Consider the following 15490-nt stretch of genomic DNA (forward strand, 5'->3'; position numbering starts at 1 on the left):
CATGTCTGACCTGACCCATTTCATCGGCGGCAGGAAAGTCCGGGGAACCGGCCGTTTCACCGACCTTTACGAACCCATGACGGGCGCCGTGATCGGCCGCGCGCCGCTCGCCGGCGCCGCCGACGTCCGCGCCGCCGTCGAAAATGCGCGTGCGGCGCAACCCGGATGGGCGGCGGTCAATCCGCAACGGCGCGCGCGCGTTCTCATGAAGTTTCTCGAGCTGGCGACGCGCGACCTGGACGCGCTCGCTGAGGGGCTCGCGCGCGAGCATGGCAAGACGCTCGCGGACGCGCGCGGCGACATTCAGCGCGGGCTCGAGGTTGTCGAGTTCTGTGTCGGCGCGCCCTATCTGCTCAAGGGCGGCTTCACGGATTCGGCGGGGCCGGGAATCGACGTCTCTTCCATGCGCCAGCCGCTTGGCGTTACGGCAGGGATTACGCCCTTTAATTTCCCGGCGATGATTCCGCTCTGGATGGCGGCGCCCGCGATCGCCTGCGGCAACGCCTTCGTGCTCAAGCCGTCGGAGCGGGATCCGCAAACGCCGCTGCGTCTCGCCGAGCTGATGATGGAGGCGGGCCTGCCGGCGGGCGTGTTCAATGTGATCCATGGCGACAGGGAGGCCGTCGACGCCCTGCTCGACGATGACGATGTGCGGGCCGTCGCCTTCGTCGGCTCCAGCCAGATCGCGGAATATGTTTACGCGCGCGCCTGCGCTCACGGAAAGCGCGCGCAATGTTTCGGCGCCGCCAAGAATCACATGGTCGTCATGCCGGACGCCGACATGGGCCAGGCCGTCGACGCGCTCATCGGGGCCGGCTATGGCTCGGGCGGCGAACGCTGCATGGCGATCTCGGTCGCCGTGCCCGTCGGCCAGGACACGGCGCGGGCGCTGCTCGAACAGCTTGTTCCGCGCGTCGAAAGCCTGAAGATCGGCCTGTCCACGGACCCGTCCGCCGATTTTGGCCCGCTCGTCTCACGCGCGCATCTCGAGCGGGTGAAAGGCTATGTGGCGCTCGGGGTCGAGGAAAGCGCGCGGCTGCTCGTCGACGGCCGCGATTTCAGGATGCAGGGATACGAAGACGGCTACTTCATGGGCGGCTGCCTCTTCGACGAGGTGACGCCCGACATGCGCATCTACAAGGAAGAAATCTTCGGCCCCGTGCTGAGCGTGCTGCGCCCGCAAAGTTACGAGGACGCGCTCGGTCTCGTGAATGCGCATGAATATGGAAATGGCGTCGCCATCTTCACCCGCGACGGCGACGCCGCGCGCGATTTCGCCTCGCGCGTCCAGGTCGGCATGGTGGGCGTGAACGTGCCGATCCCGACCCCGCTCGCCTATTACACTTTCGGCGGCTGGAAGCGCTCCGCCTTCGGCGATCTCAATCAGCATGGCGACGACGCCTTTCGCTTTTACACGAAGACGAAGACGGTGACGTCGCGCTGGCCGAGCGGGATCAAGGACGGCGCGAGTTTCGTCATCCCGACCATGTCCTGACGCGAAAGGAACGCCATGGCCCGCATCGCCTTCATCGGTCTGGGCGCCATGGGCGCGCCGATGGCCGCGAATCTCGTCGCCGCCGGCGAGAAGGTGACGGGGTCCGACCGCGCCGGCGGCGCGCGCGAAAGGGCGGCGGCGCTGGGCGTGCCCTGCGCCGCGACGGCGGAGGAGGCGGGCGCGGGGGCCGAGGTCGTCGTCACCATGCTGCAAAGCGGCGAGCAGACGCTCGACGTCTGGCGCCGGCTGCTGCCGCGCGCGGCGACGGGCGCGCTGTTCATCGACTGTTCGACGATCGACGTCGAAAGCGCGCGCCATGCGCATCGCATCGCGGAAGCGGCGCTGGCCAGGGCGATCGACGCGCCGGTGTCGGGCGGCGTCGCCGGGGCGCGGGCCGCCAGTCTCACATTCATGTGCGGCGCGGAGGCGGAGACGTTCTGGACCGCGAAGCCCATTCTCGAAAAGATGGGCGCGCGCATCCTGCATTGCGGCGGCCCCGGCCTCGGCCAGGCGGCGAAGCTGTGCAACAATCTGATGCTGGGCGTGACAATGATCGCAACCGCCGAGGCGTTCGCTCTCGCGGATCGCATCGGCCTGTCCGCCGAGGCCCTCTACGAGGCCGCGGCCGTCTCCTCGGGCCAATCCTGGTCGCTGACGAGCTACTGCCCGGTTCCCGGGCCTGTCCCGGCTTCGCCGGCCAACCGCGATTACGCGCCCGGCTTCCTCACGGTGCTGATGCTGAAGGATTTGCGTCTGGCGGAGACCGCGGCGGCGCAAGCCGGGGCGGTGACGCCGCTCTGCGCGGCGGCGGCGCAGCTCTACGCGCTCTATGCGGCGCAGGGCGGGGCCGAAAAAGATTTCTCGGGCGTGATCGAGATTCTGCGCGGAAAGGCCTGACAGACGGAGGCGCCGGCCAGGCTTCGCGCCCGCCGCCCCCCCCAGGAGGGGGAGGGCGGACGGCGACGTTTACCTCTTCTTCTTCTTGCCGCCGGTGTCGGACGCGGCGCTGGCGATGCCGAGTTCCGCGCGGCAGGAGCCCGAAACCGCGCCGGCGTTGGCGCGCAGGCATTTCTCGATGGCGATCGCGTCCGGCACCTGCGCCTGACAGAATCGATAGGCGTCATCCTCACAGGCTTCGCGCTGGGCGGCCGTGCCCTCGGCAAAAGCCGGCGCGGCCAGGACCATCGCGAGGAGAGCCGAGAGGCGGATAAACATGCGCATTCACACGTCCCTTCGATAAAATTTCGTCGATTTCCCACGAACTTGCGCGCAGGCTGCCGTGATCATAAGCGATCGCCGCCGGTTGAGAAACCGCCGGGATGACGGTCAGCGGCCCAGACGCGTTGGAGAACGGCGTTTCTGACCACTTCTCCACAGGCGGAGCGTCCGCCGGCCCGCAAGCGCACAAAAAAAGGAGCCGCTGGTTTCCAGCGGCCCAAGTTCAGGGAGGAAATGCCCAAGGAGAGCACGACTCATCAGAGGCGCGGGCTGTGGCAAAACTATGTTCAGCTCGCGATCGCCGTCCGAAGCCGCGCGGCTGTGGCCGCGAAGCCACAGCGGCGCGAGGGTCAACGGCTCTTGCCGCCCCCCTCGATGCTGCGCAACTCGGCCGTGGAGGGCGCCTTGATGCTGGCGTTGAGCTTGCGCAACATGGTGAGGCACAAGTCTTTGACCGCCTCGTCCTGCACCGTGTCCGTCAGCCGCGCGACGTGGTAGAAGGCCATCGCCCGCTGCGAGATGAGGTCCTCGTAGGTGAAGGGATCGGACAGGCCGTCCATATCGTCGTCGTCGGTATTGTCGGTCATGAAGCAAGCGCCTTCCGTGATCGGTTGCATATTGGGTCGCGGGCGCCGGAATTAAAGACCGCGCGGGGCGGGCTGCGGCGCCACTCCGCTATAGACCTCCTGCCGGGCGGCCTCGTGCGGGCTCACGGCATAGAGAAAAAATGACCCGACGGCGGCCACGCTTGCGGCGGCCACCAGCGCCGCCAACGCGCCTTGCGCCCGCGGCGACCTCTTGGCCTGCGAGCTGGCGAGGGCGAAAAGCGCCACAGCGCCGACGAAGGCGCTCATCAGCGCCGTCAAAAAGAGCGTCTCAACCGCGACAATCATCGGACGTCCTCCCTGCGCGCGCCCGCTGGCCCGATGGGACGTAACGCGGGGCCCCGGCGGAAGGTCCGGACGGCGGATCACACGCCGCTGCGTCGTCTCGTCGTCTCGGCCGCGCCGCTGGCGGGCGGGGCGGCGGCTTCCGCCTCCGGCGCGCCGTCTGGCAGCATCTTCTTCAGCAGGTCGGCGTAGAATTCGCTCACCCGGGCGGCCTGATCGAAAAATTCCCGGTAGGAGGCGAGCACCGGATTGGCGCGCGCGCGCGCGGCCAGCCTGTCCCGGGCGATTTCGTCCAGCCGGCATTGCACCGCCGCCCAGAGCTGCGTCATCTCCCGCGCGGCGGCGCCGTCCGGCCGCAGCTCCGTGACGCCGAGCCCCAGCCGCACGGCGTCCTGATAATCGACGCGGGCCGAGACCATCGGGGTCAGCAGCGCCCCCATCTCCTGCAAACCTTCCGCGCCGCGCGCCAGGCGCGCGCCCTGCCGCGCTGGCGGGCACTGGTTGAGCAGGAACGCGTATGCCTTGCCGGCGGCACGAACCCGCGCAAGCGTTTCCTCGCTCGCCCAGAGATCGAGCACATTGGGCCGCGCCGGGATGACGCAGAAATCGGCGGCGTCGATCGCTTCGAGGCAGCAGGCCGATTCGGCCCCCGGCGTGTCGATGACGACGAGGCCGACGCCGCTCTTCTGCAAGGCCGCGAGCGCCCGCGTGAGCTTTTGTCCCGGTATGTGCTCGACCGGAATGTCGATCGCCTGGCGCACCCGCGACCATTTCACCAGCGACTGAAGCGGGTCGAGATCGCAAATGAAGACGCGCTGGCCCGCAAGATGCGCCGCGACGGCGAGATTGCTCGCCAGCGTGCTTTTGCCCGCCCCGCCCTTCTTCGACACGAAGGCCACGATATGCATGGGCCCGGAAGCCTCGCTTGGACGGTGACGCGCAATGCGCGGGATGAAAGGAAACGCAAAAACGAGAGTTGCGCGAGGATAAACGAGCCGAAATGGTCAATAAAGCCAATTCGACAGACGCGACGCCAACTTGTCCGGCAGCGACGTGGGCGTTAAGAATTTTTCCCAGAAAAATAAAGCAAAAAACTCGGGTGTATTAAGTTTAATTTTTAGTAGTTAACATCAGCTTGGCTTTATTCAAGTCGATCCTGCTGCTTTAACAGCCGTCATCCCCGACGGCCAAGCGCATGAAAGCTTGCCGCTCCTCTTCCAATCCTCGGAGGAATGGCTGATGCGACAGAAAAAGCTCTCCAATCGTAAGTATTACCGCTCCTCTCTTGCCGCCCTCTTCCTGTCGGCGTCGGTGTCGCCGGGCGTCGCGGGGGCCCAGCAGGACCTCTTGCGCGAGCCGCAGGTCTTCGCGAGCGAGAACAATGTCCTCGACCTCGTGATGGTGGCCAACGCCCGACCCGTGCTCGACAATGCGGCGACGGGTTGGGTCTATTCGATCTGCCGGCGCAAATGGGCCAACCAGAGGTCTTGTCCCAATGACGCCTCGACGGTCGCCGACTACGGCGGCGCGCGGCTGGCGGTTCAGCCTGGCGATCAACTGAAGATCCGCCTGGTCAACACGCTTCCGAAAATTCTCGACGCGTCCCACGCCACCGGCCATCACGCCTATCTCGGCGTCAATCCGACGAACCTGCACACCCATGGCCTGATCGTCGAGCCCCGGGTGGCGACGCCGAGCCAGCCGAGCTTTGGCGACGACGTCTTCCTGTCCGTGTTCAACTCCGCGAATGGGGGAATTCCGGCAGGCAAGCGCGATCCCGCGACGGGGATGAGGCTCGACATGCACGGCTCGGTCATCGCGCGGGACTATGTCGACTACCAGATCGACATTCCGCAGAATCACCCGCTGGGAAGCTTCTTTTTTCACCCCCACATCCACGGGATTTCGCTCAATCAGATCTCCATGGGCATGTCGGGGATCATCACCGTCGGCAGGGCGAGCGACTACGCCCATGGCAACAGGGACAACGCCGCCTTTTCCGACGCCAATGTCCGGCATCTCGTCCTGAAGGACATCCAGGTTCAGGGCAATGGAGTCGCGCTCAGCCAGCAGGACCCGGCGTTCTGCGACCCGGCGCAGCCGGCGAGCGCGGGCTCCTGCGCGGGCGTCGGCGACTATGACGGCGGCGCCTGGCGGTTCACCGTCAACGGCCAGTCCTATCCCCAGATTCGCGTCACCTCTCCGGAAGGCGAAATCTGGCGCATCACCAACTCCTCGGGCAATGTCACGTATAATCTTCAGATCGCGAGCGCCAGCGGACAGTCTCTGCTGACGCAGCTGGTCTCCGTCGACGGCGTCACCATCAGCCTGCCTGTCGACACGCCGCCGGACACGGTAGTGAAACTGGCCGGCGGGCGGTTCAAGGTCCGGCCCTGCCCCGGCGCCGCGCCCGACGCCCTGTCACTGCCGGCCTGCGTCAGCGAACTGACCATGATGCCCAGCGCGCGCGCCGAGATCTGGGTCGCCTATCGCGACGCCACCGGCAGGGTCGCTTCGACGCGCAACGGCGGCTTCGTGCTCAAGCAGAAGGGACTCCAGATGGGCAGCGGCGACACATGGCCGGCGGTCAATCTGGCCAGCGTGACCTTCGCCCAGTTCGGCGCCCCGCAACACGTCGACCGCAACCTCAGAATCTCCGGCGACGCGCTCAAGGGATTCAAGGCCACGGGCATCTTCCGCAAGAAAGTGCCTTATGCGGACAGGGCGCCGCTCCCGACAGGCTGCGCCGCGCTCCCGCCCGGCCACAAACGCCGCATCTTCTTTGGCATCGCTGATCAGAACGATCCGAGCAGCTTCGGAATGGGCTATGAACAGATCGATCAGTTCGGCAATGTCGTCGCCTCTCAGGACGTGACGCAGTTCGACCCGGCGAATCCCTTCGTCTGCCTGCCTCTCGACAAGGGCCAGAAGCCGGCGAATGAAACGTGGGAGCTGGTGAATCTCGCGACGGAAAACCACAATTTCCACATCCACCAGACGAAGTTCTATCAGTTGACGCCGACCACCTCGTCGCCCGACACGAAAGGCGCCGCCGTGATGCAGGACAATCTGCCGCTTCCGGTCGCTACCCCGAAGATCGACGTCGAGCAGCAAGGCGGCGCCTGCACCATGGACCAGTGGCATAATGGCGAATGCGACTCGAAGCCGGTTCTCGTCAGCATTCCCTTCCCGCAGGTCGGCGAGTTCGTCTACCACTGCCATATTCTTGAACATGAGGACGGTGGCATGATGGCGCGCATCAAGGTCGTCCCCTCGCCAAGGTGACAGCTTCCACAATCGGACACAGACGCGGCCGGCGCTCGCCGGCCGCGTTTTTTTAAGCGGCGTTGGCGGCTCATACAGGCCGGCGCGGTAGGGCTTTGTTATCTACGTTGCAATTGCGCCGTCGCGCCTTAACGCGTCTTAACCACCCGCCCCGAATAATCGCTTTCCGCACGCGGGCGACGCGTGTCTTGGTTTCATTTATGGCCTGCGCTCATGTTTTTGGGAAAAGCCGGGGTCGGATTTGTTTCCATCAGGGCGACCGGCGCGTTACTGGCCGCCGCCTATCTGGCCCTGACTCTCGCCGGCTGTTCGTCGGGCGGTCAGAGCGGCGACCCCTCATCCTTCCTCGCCCTCTCGCATGTGACTGCTCAAGGCGAGGTCCCGATCCTGGTCGCCTCGACCAGACGAGACGATGCTGGCGCGACCAGCCATACCCACTTCTCGGCGGTTTCCGTCAGCGTCCCGCCAAACCATCGCGCTGGCGAAATCGAGCACGGGCCTTTCGGCCACAACGTCGCGGGCCGCGATTTCGTCGTCGCCTCGCACCACAGGCTGACGCAAGCCGATTTTCTGGACGAGATTGCCGAACGGGCGTCGGACGCCGGCGCGGAGCGCGACATCCTGCTCTATGTTCACGGCTACGACATCAGTCTCAATGAAGCGCGTTTCCGGCTGGCCCAGATCGTCGTTGATTCAGGCTTCGCCGGCGTCGCCATACTCTTCACATGGGATTCGATCTCGCGCAGCGGCCTCGCCGCCTATGAGGCCGACAAGGAAAGCGCCACGGTGGCGCGTGACGCGCTCGAGAAGGTCATCACGGACCTCTCGAACGCGCGTGGCGTCGGCCGGGTCCATGTCCTGGCGCATTCCATGGGCGCATGGCTCGCCATGGAAAGTTTGCGAGCGGTCGCGATCGCGGGTCGGCCCGACCTGGACGGCCGGCTGGGCGAAGTGATGCTGGCGGCGCCGGACATCGATGTGAATGTGTTCAGCCAGCAACTCCAGCGAGTGGGTCCTGAGCATGTGACCATCTTCGTGTCGGGCACCGACAGGGCGCTCCAGCTCTCGTCCCACATCGCCGGAGACCGCCCGCGACTGGGAGCGATGGACCCGAGCGATCCCCGAAACCGGGAGGCGCTTGAGGCTCTTGGCGTTTCGGTCCGCGATCTTTCGAGGCTCAACACCGATTTCATGGGGCACAACACATTCGCCGAGGTTCCGGCCGTCGTGCGCCAGATTGGACTCCAGCTGGCAACAACTGGAGACAGCGGCGAAGCCGACCAAAGTCGCTGAGCGCCGCGGCTCCCGAGGGAACCTTCGATCCATCGGCTCCCGAACGCATGGGAAGCGCCCTGCCCTGCCCTTCGGGCGCGGCGCTCCCCGTCTTGTGCATGTGGCGAAGGTTGTTCAAGGCTTACATGAACGATCCGAAGATTGCGCCGCCGATCCCCGCCAGAACTGCGGTTGCGACGACGCCCGGCAGACCAAACAGCGCTCCGCCCAGTCCAGCGCCCAAAATCGCGCCGACGACTCCGCCGACACTCGCCATCGTGACATGTTCTCTGGCTGATATCATGGCTTCCTCCACGGCAAACGCCTTTCCAAGGTTCGAAAGGCGTAAGGTGGACGTAGAGCCAACTTCGCCGCAGGCAAGGGCCTGCCTTGGCCCCTGTCCTTGACCCACGCCCGCTCCGGACAATCTCATCATCAGACGTGTTCAGATCAGACGCGCCGCGAAGCGAAGGGAAGACCGTGATGGCGCTCTTTCGAGTTCGGGAAGTGAGAATTGTCGAGGACGGCGCCAAGGAGATGGTCACGCCCCTGCGCGAATATGAATTGGCGTCCGCCAGCGCGTCAGCCGTGATCGAGGAAGTGCGTCACTTCTTCGAGGTCGAGATCCTGAGCCTGAGGGCTCCGCAGAAGATCGACTTCGACGCCCTGCTCGTCATCGATGCGAGCGGCCTGGAAATCGCTCGCTTCAAAGTCTCGGATGTCTGGAGACGCGAAGCGGACGCCGTCAATACCGGCGTCACGCATGCGCGTTGGGTTTGAGGCGGCGCCCTACTTCTTCTTGTTGGCGTCCTGGCCCATCTGCTTTTCGAACACGCTCCAGCGCGATTCGGACGATGGCGCCACTTTCGCTCTTTCCTTCTTCGGCTTCTTCGGCTCGCGGCCGCTGCGCAGCTGACTCTTCGCCATGATGGTCTCCTCCCCCGCCGGCCTTTTCGAGGCGACGATGACCGCAATGACATGGATAAGCGGAGCAGCGCCGTCGAGATGGCGACCGCGAAATTTTGAAAGCCGTCGCGATCGTCAAAAGGGGGCGGAGCCATGATCGCGCCGGCAATCCTGAAAGGAAGGACGCCGCTGGTCGCCAGCATGCGACTGGTTGGCGACGCCTGGATGACGCGTGATTTCCCCGGGTTGACCAGGAGAGGCCAGCGCTGTCACCCAACTGACACATTAAGTCGATTTGTTCTTGATCCGCTAACGCTTGCGCTTCGATGGAGATAAGGGATGAAATTGGAAACTGCCGAGCTTGACCATGGCGTTTTGAAAATCCTGCTGGCCGGCCGACTGGACGTTACTGGCGCGCTCGCGATCGACGAGGATTTCAAGAGCGCGACGGCTGGAAAGAGGCATATCGTGGTCGATCTTTCAGAAGTCGATTATCTGGCCTCGCTTGGAATTCGCACCCTGGTGCTCGGCGCCAAGACAGCGTCAAACATCGGCGGCAAGCTCGTCGTGCTCGCGCCTCAGCGCAATGTGGAGAAAGTTCTCAGGGAAAGCAATATCGACACGCTCATCCCGATCATCCGCGATGTCGCGGAGGTCGATCTCGTGTTCGGGCTATAGCCTTGATTGAGCCGGCGCAACAATCTCAGACAGGCGAATGGAGCCGTGAGTTCGACGGCTCCCTGTCCGAGATATCGCGCGCTCTCGCCTGGATCGAGTCGATTGCCGGCGCATTGCGGTTGAGCGAAGACCAATCCTACGCGCTGATGCTCTGCGCGGACGAGCTCGTTTCAAACGTCATGATGCATAATGGCGATCTTTCCGATCGCCTGCATGTGCGCATGAGCGTCGAGGCGAAGCCAGACCGGATTGTCTTGACGATCGAAGACAATGGCGTCTTCTTCGATATTGTGAACGCGCCGGCGAAACAGGCCGATCAGCCCCTGGGCGAGATCAAGCCAGGCGGCCTGGGCATAGGTCTGATCAAGCGCTTCGCCAGCGGCCTGAGATATGAGCGAATTGAAAATCGCAACAGGGTTGTCGCGGAATTCATCACATGATCGCTCGCCGCGCCGGTCGCCGCCCGGTTGGCGTCACCGAAATCAACGCCGCCTGTCTCCATGAGGCAGGCGGCTTGACGCTTGTTGAGACCTGACGGAGTCGCAGGTCAGGGGAGCGACGGCAGCGGCAGCACGCTGAAACCAGTGCTGGCGGGTTGCAAGCTTGTGTCTTTTCCGCCGCCCGCCGCAAATATGAACCCATAGGCGACACCCGCCACGCCACGGGTCTGGATCGGAAGGGTGTAACGGGACAAGGAGCAAACCTTCCAACTGTTCTTGTCCGGGTTATAGATCTGGACAGTCTTGTTCGTTGCTCCAGCGCCTGATCCGCCAAAAACATAGAGCAAGCCGTTTTGCGCGATGGAGGTCGCCAGATTCACCGCAATCGGCATGGGCGCGAGCGTCGTCCAGGCGTTCGTGTCGGGGTCATAACGCTCGGTCACATTAATGACCGCGCCATCGAAGCCACCCGCGACATAAAGCTTGCCATCGATCACGCCGACAGCCGCATCGCTATGCGCTTTGGCGGAATCCGCCAGCCGCGTCCATTGGTCCGTGACCGGGTCATAAACATCCAGCAAGGGCTGGTAAGGGCCAGACCCCGCGCAAGGGGTTGTCAGATACAGCTTGCCGTTGATCACCCCTGCCGCGCCACAAGCGCTCAGATGGGAGATGCTGGACCTGGTCTCCCAAGCGTTCGTCTTCGGATCGTAGGCCCAAAGATTGTTGTTCGGCAAAGGCGGACTCCTTGTCCACCCGCCAGCAACATAGAATTTGTCGCCAAGAGTGGCGGCCGCGCCGCCGTAACGCACATCGGGCATGCTCGCGGCTGACGACCATTTGTTCTTGAGCGGCTGGTAGACCTGGGTCAGGGAGAGCGGGTTTGCATTCGCGTCAAGCCCTCCCGCTGCGTAGATCTTCCCGTTGATGCTTCCCCCGACGGCGGACAAACTCGCCGTCGGCATCTGGGGAATGTTTCGCCAAAAGACCAGATTGCCGCAGTCCGCTCCCGCCAGGGTAATGTTCACCTGCTCCGCGCGCACGGAACTGATTGGCAAGCCTGCGACAGCAAGAGACAGCGCAGTGGCGAAGAACTGTTTGAAAGAGTGCGTACGCACCATCTGAACGCTCCATCCAGTGACAAATGGGAAACCAATACAAAACATCGTAACGCTGTGAAGCTAATCTTAACAAGATGCAAACATCGCGCGCGAGATGCGGCAAAGGCGCACAGACCCCGATTGTCCGCGAGAATGCTCTGGCGGCGTTCACAAAGGCGAATGACGCCGCCATCATGGCTGGAGTGAATTGTCGTGCCGAAGCGCGCGACTTATTCCTGCCGCTGCGCGGATCCGCCTTTTTGGACCGGCGCGATGTTGAGACGCGGATCGTCCTTTGGGTCCACGTAATCAATGCCCCAGGGTCCGACCGAGGTGATTTGCAGGACCGTCTCCTCGTCGGAAAAGACGTAGTGCGGCGTTTGCGGCGGCATCGCCATGAAGCCGCCGGCGCCAATCGGCCTGGCGGAGGCGCGGTCTGCTTTCGGCCCCATCCCCAGGCTGAATTTGCCGGTCAGCACGGTGACGACTTCAGCGTTTGGGTGGGTGTGCGGAGGAATGTAATAATCCTTCGGGATTCGCACGCGCAGGGCGAACAAGCCCTCCTTCGCCGGGTCGCCATACAGGAGCGCCGCCTCGGCGCAACATGGCAGCGAGGCGGGAGCCGCCGCCCATTTGATATCCTGCGTCGAGGTGATCACCCCTTTTGCGGAGTCCGTCTCCGACCTGGCGACGGAACCAACGGCGAGAGCGGCGACGATGGCGACGCCAGCAATGGAAGCCGCAGCTTTGCGAGTCATGAGCCCCTCCTGGAGGTTGAGTGGCTTAGTACCTAGGACTTCATTCGGGTTGTTCGATGCCGAGACGGAAGCTGGCCTGACGCCGGACGCAAGCGCGGGGGTCTCGGCTGCGCAATGAAAGGCTGATTTTGCTTGCTCCCAAACGCTGCAGGGGCTGCATGTCTATGCGACTGACAGACCGCGCTTCCCGGCGAGTTCCGCCCTACATAAGTCGCTCGCAGAAGAAGGGCCTGGAGCATGAGGGATTACGAGGTTGTCGCTTCGCTGCAACAGGAAGCATTGCGCGACCTGGAGGCGAAAGCGGAAACGCTGAGGACGCATATCAAACGTGAAGGCGGCGATCCTGGCGCCGAGAGTCGCCTTGAGCTGATCGAGCGCATTCTGGGGCGGATCTACGAGCAATCGCCAAAGGCGCCTTAGGACGTCTTTTGCATTAATGTTCCCTTCATGTCAGCCATCGCATGCTCCGCGTCCGTGAGGGGCGCGTTTGAGTAGGAGTTGGCTGTGTCTAAGCTTGATCGAGGATTTTCACTCGTCCTTGCATGCGCAACGCTCACGGCTTGCGCCGGGTCTCAGCCTGGCTGGCAGGACAGCTACGCAGCGACATCCGGCGGCTATTATGACCCGGGCTCGTCCTATGGCTATGGGTACAACCGCCCGCCTCGTCGGCCGTCATGCCAGTGCAGCGATGACCGGTACGAGGACAGCGACGGCGACTATTATCGCTACCGGTAGGAAAAGCGGAGACGAAACGCCCCGACCGTGGATGGATCGGCGGGGCGCTTTCGGCGGCATAGCGGGTAAAAACCGCCGCGCGAACGAACACGAAGGGCGACGAAGTTTTCGGTGCATCTTTCCCGAGCGCCTGCCAGAACTCGCGAACAAAGATTGCCAAGCGAAGGGAATCGCAGCACACCCGTCCTTGCGTTCCGATCGTCGAAAGGATTACCGATGAAACGCCTTTTAATCGCGGCCGTCGCGCTCTGCGCCATCGCTTATGCTGTCTACGCCGGGTGGCTGCGGAAACCCGGCGCGCCCGAGACTGCGGGCGACGCCCCAATATCCGCTCAAGCGCCCGCCGCGACCTCCACGGCGCCTGACGCAACCCCGGCCGCAGAAGCGACCACAACGCCGCCGGCGGCTCCGGAGCCCGCTCCCGCCGCGGCGCCGGCGCCTGGCCCCGCCCCGGAAAAGGCGGCGGAAACATCTGCCGCGCCACCCGCTCCGGCGCCGAAGGCGCACCAGGCCCCGCACGCAAAGAAGCCGAAGGCCCACTGAATGGAATACGCCCCGACGCCAGAAGGTTCGGGGCGTTTTCTCGTCATCAGGGTCGAAGCGCAAGCCTCTCTATTGCTTGCGCGAGCGCCTCCGGCAGGCCGGCCAGCCTCCTGGCTGCACGGCTCGTGAAGGAACGTATCAAGGCAAATCCCGAGTTCCTGGCGTTCGCTGCGATCATGGCGATTAAACTCCCAAAGAACCCAGCCCGCTTCGAGGATGATCGCCCGTTCGTGAAAAGAGGCTTAATGAGGCCGGACACCAGCAATCTCCCGGTGCGCAATCACTCGGGGATCGCCTGTTTGCCCTGTCTGGCGTGGTGGAACAGCCGTTGATTTACCTCAGGCAACGGAATGTGCCGTCTGGCAAGCGAGTGGCTCGATGGCCCGTCTGCTTCATGCACCAATCCTGGTTTTGACCACCGAATCCACAATTGCCCCTGCCATTCCGATGCCCATTCGGACCGCAACCGCCCAAGGCCAAAGCGGGCGTCGCCACGGAAGACAAGGAGGCCGCGAGAATTGAGGCGCAAACCACAATGGACAGTTTCCTCATGATATTTACCCCCGTTTTTTCGTCATTCTCACAAATGGCGGATGTGATGTTAGCACGTGAAATCAACCGGGGCAGGTGAGGTCGGATTCTGGGTCGGGCCATTGCTGTCGCAGCCTTACCCCGCCCCTCGCCGGGGCTCAGGTGGAGCAGATGCGTGGGCGCGATCCGAAAGTGCCAGGACGCGTCACGGGCGCCAGTCGCGTGACCACGCCGCAGGCGAGACGAGCGCGGGTTTTTGTCAAGTCTTTGATTTGAATGGTGGGCGGCACAGGGATTGAACCTGTGACCCCTCCCGTGTGAAGGGAGTGCTCTCCCGCTGAGCTAGCCGCCCGTCGCGTCGTCGCGAACAGCTTCCCTGTAAGAGACGCCGAGGGCTCCCGTCAAGTGCGGACGAAGGACGAAACGCCCAGAAGCGACGTCGCCGCCTCCCAGAGTTCGTCGTAATGCGAGATCACGCGGTCGGGCGAAAGGTCGGCCACGGGCGTGTCCGTATAGCCGAAATCGACCGCCACCACCGGCGCGCCGGCAGCTTTGGCTGTGTCGATGTCCGTTCTGGAGTCCCCCACCATCAGCGCACGGCCGGGGTCGCCGCCGGCCGCCTCGATCGTCAGCAGGAGCGTTCGCGGGTCGGGCTTGTGCATCGGAAACGTGCCGCGCCCGCAGATCGCCGCGAAACGGTCGACGGCCTCCAGCTTTTCGAGCAGCAGTCGCGCCAGCCGCTCCGGCTTGTTGGTGCAGACCGCCAGCCGGAAGCCCGCCTCCGCAAAACGGTCCAGCGCCGCGCGCACCCCCGGGAACAGCGCGCTTTCATCGGCGATATGCGCTTCATAATGGGCCAGAAAGTCCCGGACCAGCGGGTCCGTCCGCTCCGGCGTCAGCGCGACGCCGTTCAGGGCGAAGCCCCGCTCGATCAGCGCCCGCGCCCCCGCGCCCACGAGACCGCGCGCCGCTGAGGGCGCCACGATCGGCAACCCCTCCCGGTCGAGGAGCACGTTCAGGGTGGCGATGAGGTCCCCGGCGGTGTCCGCCAGAGTGCCGTCGAGGTCGAAAACAAGGATGGGCGCGCGCTGGGTCATGGCCCATGTGGCTAATGGCCCAGCCCACGGGGATCAAGCGCCGGCTGGCAAATTTCGCGCAGCTTGCGCTCCCTGCTTGTGTAGACTGCGTGAACCGATTCGGGACGGGAGGGAGAGATGCGTCTTTCGCATTATGTCAATTCGCGGCGAGCGCTCGCGCTTGCGGTCCCTTTCCTGGCGGGCGGCCTCGCCCAGGCGCAGGCCGCCGGGAATTACGAGTTTCTGGCCGCGCCCCAAACCGATCTCAACCGGGTTTTCCGCCTCGACAAGGCGACCGGCGAAGTCGGCGCCTGCCAATACGGGCTCAAGGAGGGCACGCAGATCGGCGTCACCTTGTGCTATCCGCCGGGCGAGGGCGCCAAGGCCGGCGCCTTCAGCGAATATGCGCTGATCGCCTCGCGCCATACCGGCGAAGGCGGCGTCTTTCGCGTTGATCTGCGGTCGGGCATGATGTCCATCTGTTTCGTGCTCAACGAAAGTTCCGTGGTCTGCACCCCGCCCGCAAAATAGGACGCCGCCTGTCGTGACCCCCACCCTTTCCG

At 64.1% G+C, this 15490-nt stretch carries 18 protein-coding genes and 1 tRNA gene; 9 read left to right on the forward strand and 10 right to left on the reverse strand.

From position 1 onward, the window contains the following. Position 1 precedes the first annotated feature (1 nt). Both ACR652_RS09455 and mmsB read left to right on the forward strand, forming a co-directional pair. Complete coding sequence (locus ACR652_RS09455; RefSeq protein ID WP_434506258.1) at positions 2 to 1495, forward strand: CoA-acylating methylmalonate-semialdehyde dehydrogenase; 1494 nt, start codon at positions 2 to 4, stop codon at positions 1493 to 1495. Positions 1496 to 1510: 15 nt separating this feature from the next. Further along, positions 1511 to 2392 carry a 3-hydroxyisobutyrate dehydrogenase gene (gene mmsB, locus ACR652_RS09460; protein ID WP_434506259.1) on the forward strand — a complete coding sequence of 294 codons (882 nt, stop codon included), beginning with the start codon at positions 1511 to 1513 and terminating at the stop codon, positions 2390 to 2392. Positions 2393 to 2461: 69 nt separating this feature from the next. On the opposite strand, the gene ACR652_RS09465 is transcribed toward mmsB, so the two are convergent. The 4 genes from ACR652_RS09465 to ACR652_RS09480 form a co-directional block, all read right to left on the reverse strand. Further along, positions 2462 to 2716 carry a hypothetical protein gene (locus tag ACR652_RS09465; RefSeq protein WP_434506260.1) on the reverse strand — a complete coding sequence of 85 codons (255 nt, stop codon included), beginning with the start codon at positions 2714 to 2716 and terminating at the stop codon, positions 2462 to 2464. Between the two features lie 347 nt (positions 2717 to 3063). Then, positions 3064 to 3300, reverse strand: a complete 237-nt coding sequence (locus tag ACR652_RS09470; protein ID WP_434506261.1) for a hypothetical protein — start codon at positions 3298 to 3300, stop codon at positions 3064 to 3066. Between the two features lie 51 nt (positions 3301 to 3351). Next, positions 3352 to 3606: a hypothetical protein gene (locus ACR652_RS09475; RefSeq protein ID WP_434506262.1), complete on the reverse strand. Its 255-nt coding sequence runs from the start codon at positions 3604 to 3606 to the stop codon at positions 3352 to 3354. A 77-nt stretch (positions 3607 to 3683) separates the two neighbouring features. Then, positions 3684 to 4511, reverse strand: a complete 828-nt coding sequence (locus tag ACR652_RS09480; RefSeq protein ID WP_434506263.1) for an AAA family ATPase — start codon at positions 4509 to 4511, stop codon at positions 3684 to 3686. 331 nt (positions 4512 to 4842) lie between these two features. On the opposite strand from ACR652_RS09480, the gene ACR652_RS09485 reads away from it, so the two are divergent. Both ACR652_RS09485 and ACR652_RS09490 read left to right on the forward strand, forming a co-directional pair. Continuing rightward, complete coding sequence (locus ACR652_RS09485; RefSeq protein WP_434506264.1) at positions 4843 to 6888, forward strand: multicopper oxidase domain-containing protein; 2046 nt, start codon at positions 4843 to 4845, stop codon at positions 6886 to 6888. Between the two features lie 213 nt (positions 6889 to 7101). Continuing rightward, positions 7102 to 8181 carry an alpha/beta hydrolase gene (locus ACR652_RS09490; protein ID WP_434506265.1) on the forward strand — a complete coding sequence of 360 codons (1080 nt, stop codon included), beginning with the start codon at positions 7102 to 7104 and terminating at the stop codon, positions 8179 to 8181. Positions 8182 to 8302: 121 nt separating this feature from the next. Here ACR652_RS09490 and ACR652_RS09495 read toward each other — a convergent pair whose 3' ends face one another. Further along, positions 8303 to 8464: a hypothetical protein gene (locus ACR652_RS09495; protein ID WP_434506266.1), complete on the reverse strand. Its 162-nt coding sequence runs from the start codon at positions 8462 to 8464 to the stop codon at positions 8303 to 8305. A 179-nt stretch (positions 8465 to 8643) separates the two neighbouring features. Between ACR652_RS09495 and ACR652_RS09500 the strand changes: the two genes are divergently transcribed. After that, on the forward strand, positions 8644 to 8940 hold the full coding sequence (locus ACR652_RS09500) for a hypothetical protein (RefSeq protein WP_434506267.1): 297 nt from the start codon (positions 8644 to 8646) through the stop codon (positions 8938 to 8940). A gap of 9 nt (positions 8941 to 8949) precedes the next feature. Here the strand turns inward: ACR652_RS09500 and ACR652_RS09505 are convergent, their stop codons facing one another. Further along, positions 8950 to 9087 (reverse strand): hypothetical protein, encoded by a 138-nt coding sequence (locus ACR652_RS09505; protein ID WP_434506268.1) that lies wholly within the window; start codon positions 9085 to 9087, stop codon positions 8950 to 8952. A gap of 318 nt (positions 9088 to 9405) precedes the next feature. Between ACR652_RS09505 and ACR652_RS09510 the strand changes: the two genes are divergently transcribed. Together ACR652_RS09510 and ACR652_RS09515 are read left to right on the forward strand one after the other, a co-directional pair. Beyond that, on the forward strand, positions 9406 to 9744 hold the full coding sequence (locus ACR652_RS09510) for an STAS domain-containing protein (protein WP_434506269.1): 339 nt from the start codon (positions 9406 to 9408) through the stop codon (positions 9742 to 9744). Between the two features lie 2 nt (positions 9745 to 9746). Further along, positions 9747 to 10184 carry an ATP-binding protein gene (locus tag ACR652_RS09515; protein WP_434506270.1) on the forward strand — a complete coding sequence of 146 codons (438 nt, stop codon included), beginning with the start codon at positions 9747 to 9749 and terminating at the stop codon, positions 10182 to 10184. A gap of 107 nt (positions 10185 to 10291) precedes the next feature. Here ACR652_RS09515 and ACR652_RS09520 read toward each other — a convergent pair whose 3' ends face one another. Then, on the reverse strand, positions 10292 to 11305 hold the full coding sequence (locus tag ACR652_RS09520) for a Kelch repeat-containing protein (RefSeq protein ID WP_434506271.1): 1014 nt from the start codon (positions 11303 to 11305) through the stop codon (positions 10292 to 10294). Positions 11306 to 11514: 209 nt separating this feature from the next. Next, positions 11515 to 12042: a cupin domain-containing protein gene (locus ACR652_RS09525; protein WP_434506272.1), complete on the reverse strand. Its 528-nt coding sequence runs from the start codon at positions 12040 to 12042 to the stop codon at positions 11515 to 11517. Between the two features lie 237 nt (positions 12043 to 12279). On the opposite strand from ACR652_RS09525, the gene ACR652_RS09530 reads away from it, so the two are divergent. After that, a complete protein-coding gene (locus tag ACR652_RS09530) occupies positions 12280 to 12462 on the forward strand; it encodes a hypothetical protein (RefSeq protein WP_434506273.1) in 183 nt (60 codons plus the stop codon). Between the two features lie 1666 nt (positions 12463 to 14128). On the opposite strand, the gene ACR652_RS09535 is transcribed toward ACR652_RS09530, so the two are convergent. Both ACR652_RS09535 and ACR652_RS09540 read right to left on the reverse strand, forming a co-directional pair. After that, a tRNA-Val gene (locus ACR652_RS09535) sits at positions 14129 to 14203 on the reverse strand. A gap of 49 nt (positions 14204 to 14252) precedes the next feature. Further along, positions 14253 to 14948, reverse strand: a complete 696-nt coding sequence (locus ACR652_RS09540; RefSeq protein ID WP_434506274.1) for an HAD family hydrolase — start codon at positions 14946 to 14948, stop codon at positions 14253 to 14255. A gap of 117 nt (positions 14949 to 15065) precedes the next feature. On the opposite strand from ACR652_RS09540, the gene ACR652_RS09545 reads away from it, so the two are divergent. Next, positions 15066 to 15458 (forward strand): hypothetical protein, encoded by a 393-nt coding sequence (locus ACR652_RS09545; protein WP_434506275.1) that lies wholly within the window; start codon positions 15066 to 15068, stop codon positions 15456 to 15458. The last annotated feature ends 32 nt before the right edge of the window (positions 15459 to 15490 follow it).

Source organism: Methylocystis sp. (assembly GCF_051061225.1).
Taxonomy (GTDB): domain Bacteria; phylum Pseudomonadota; class Alphaproteobacteria; order Rhizobiales; family Beijerinckiaceae; genus Methylocystis.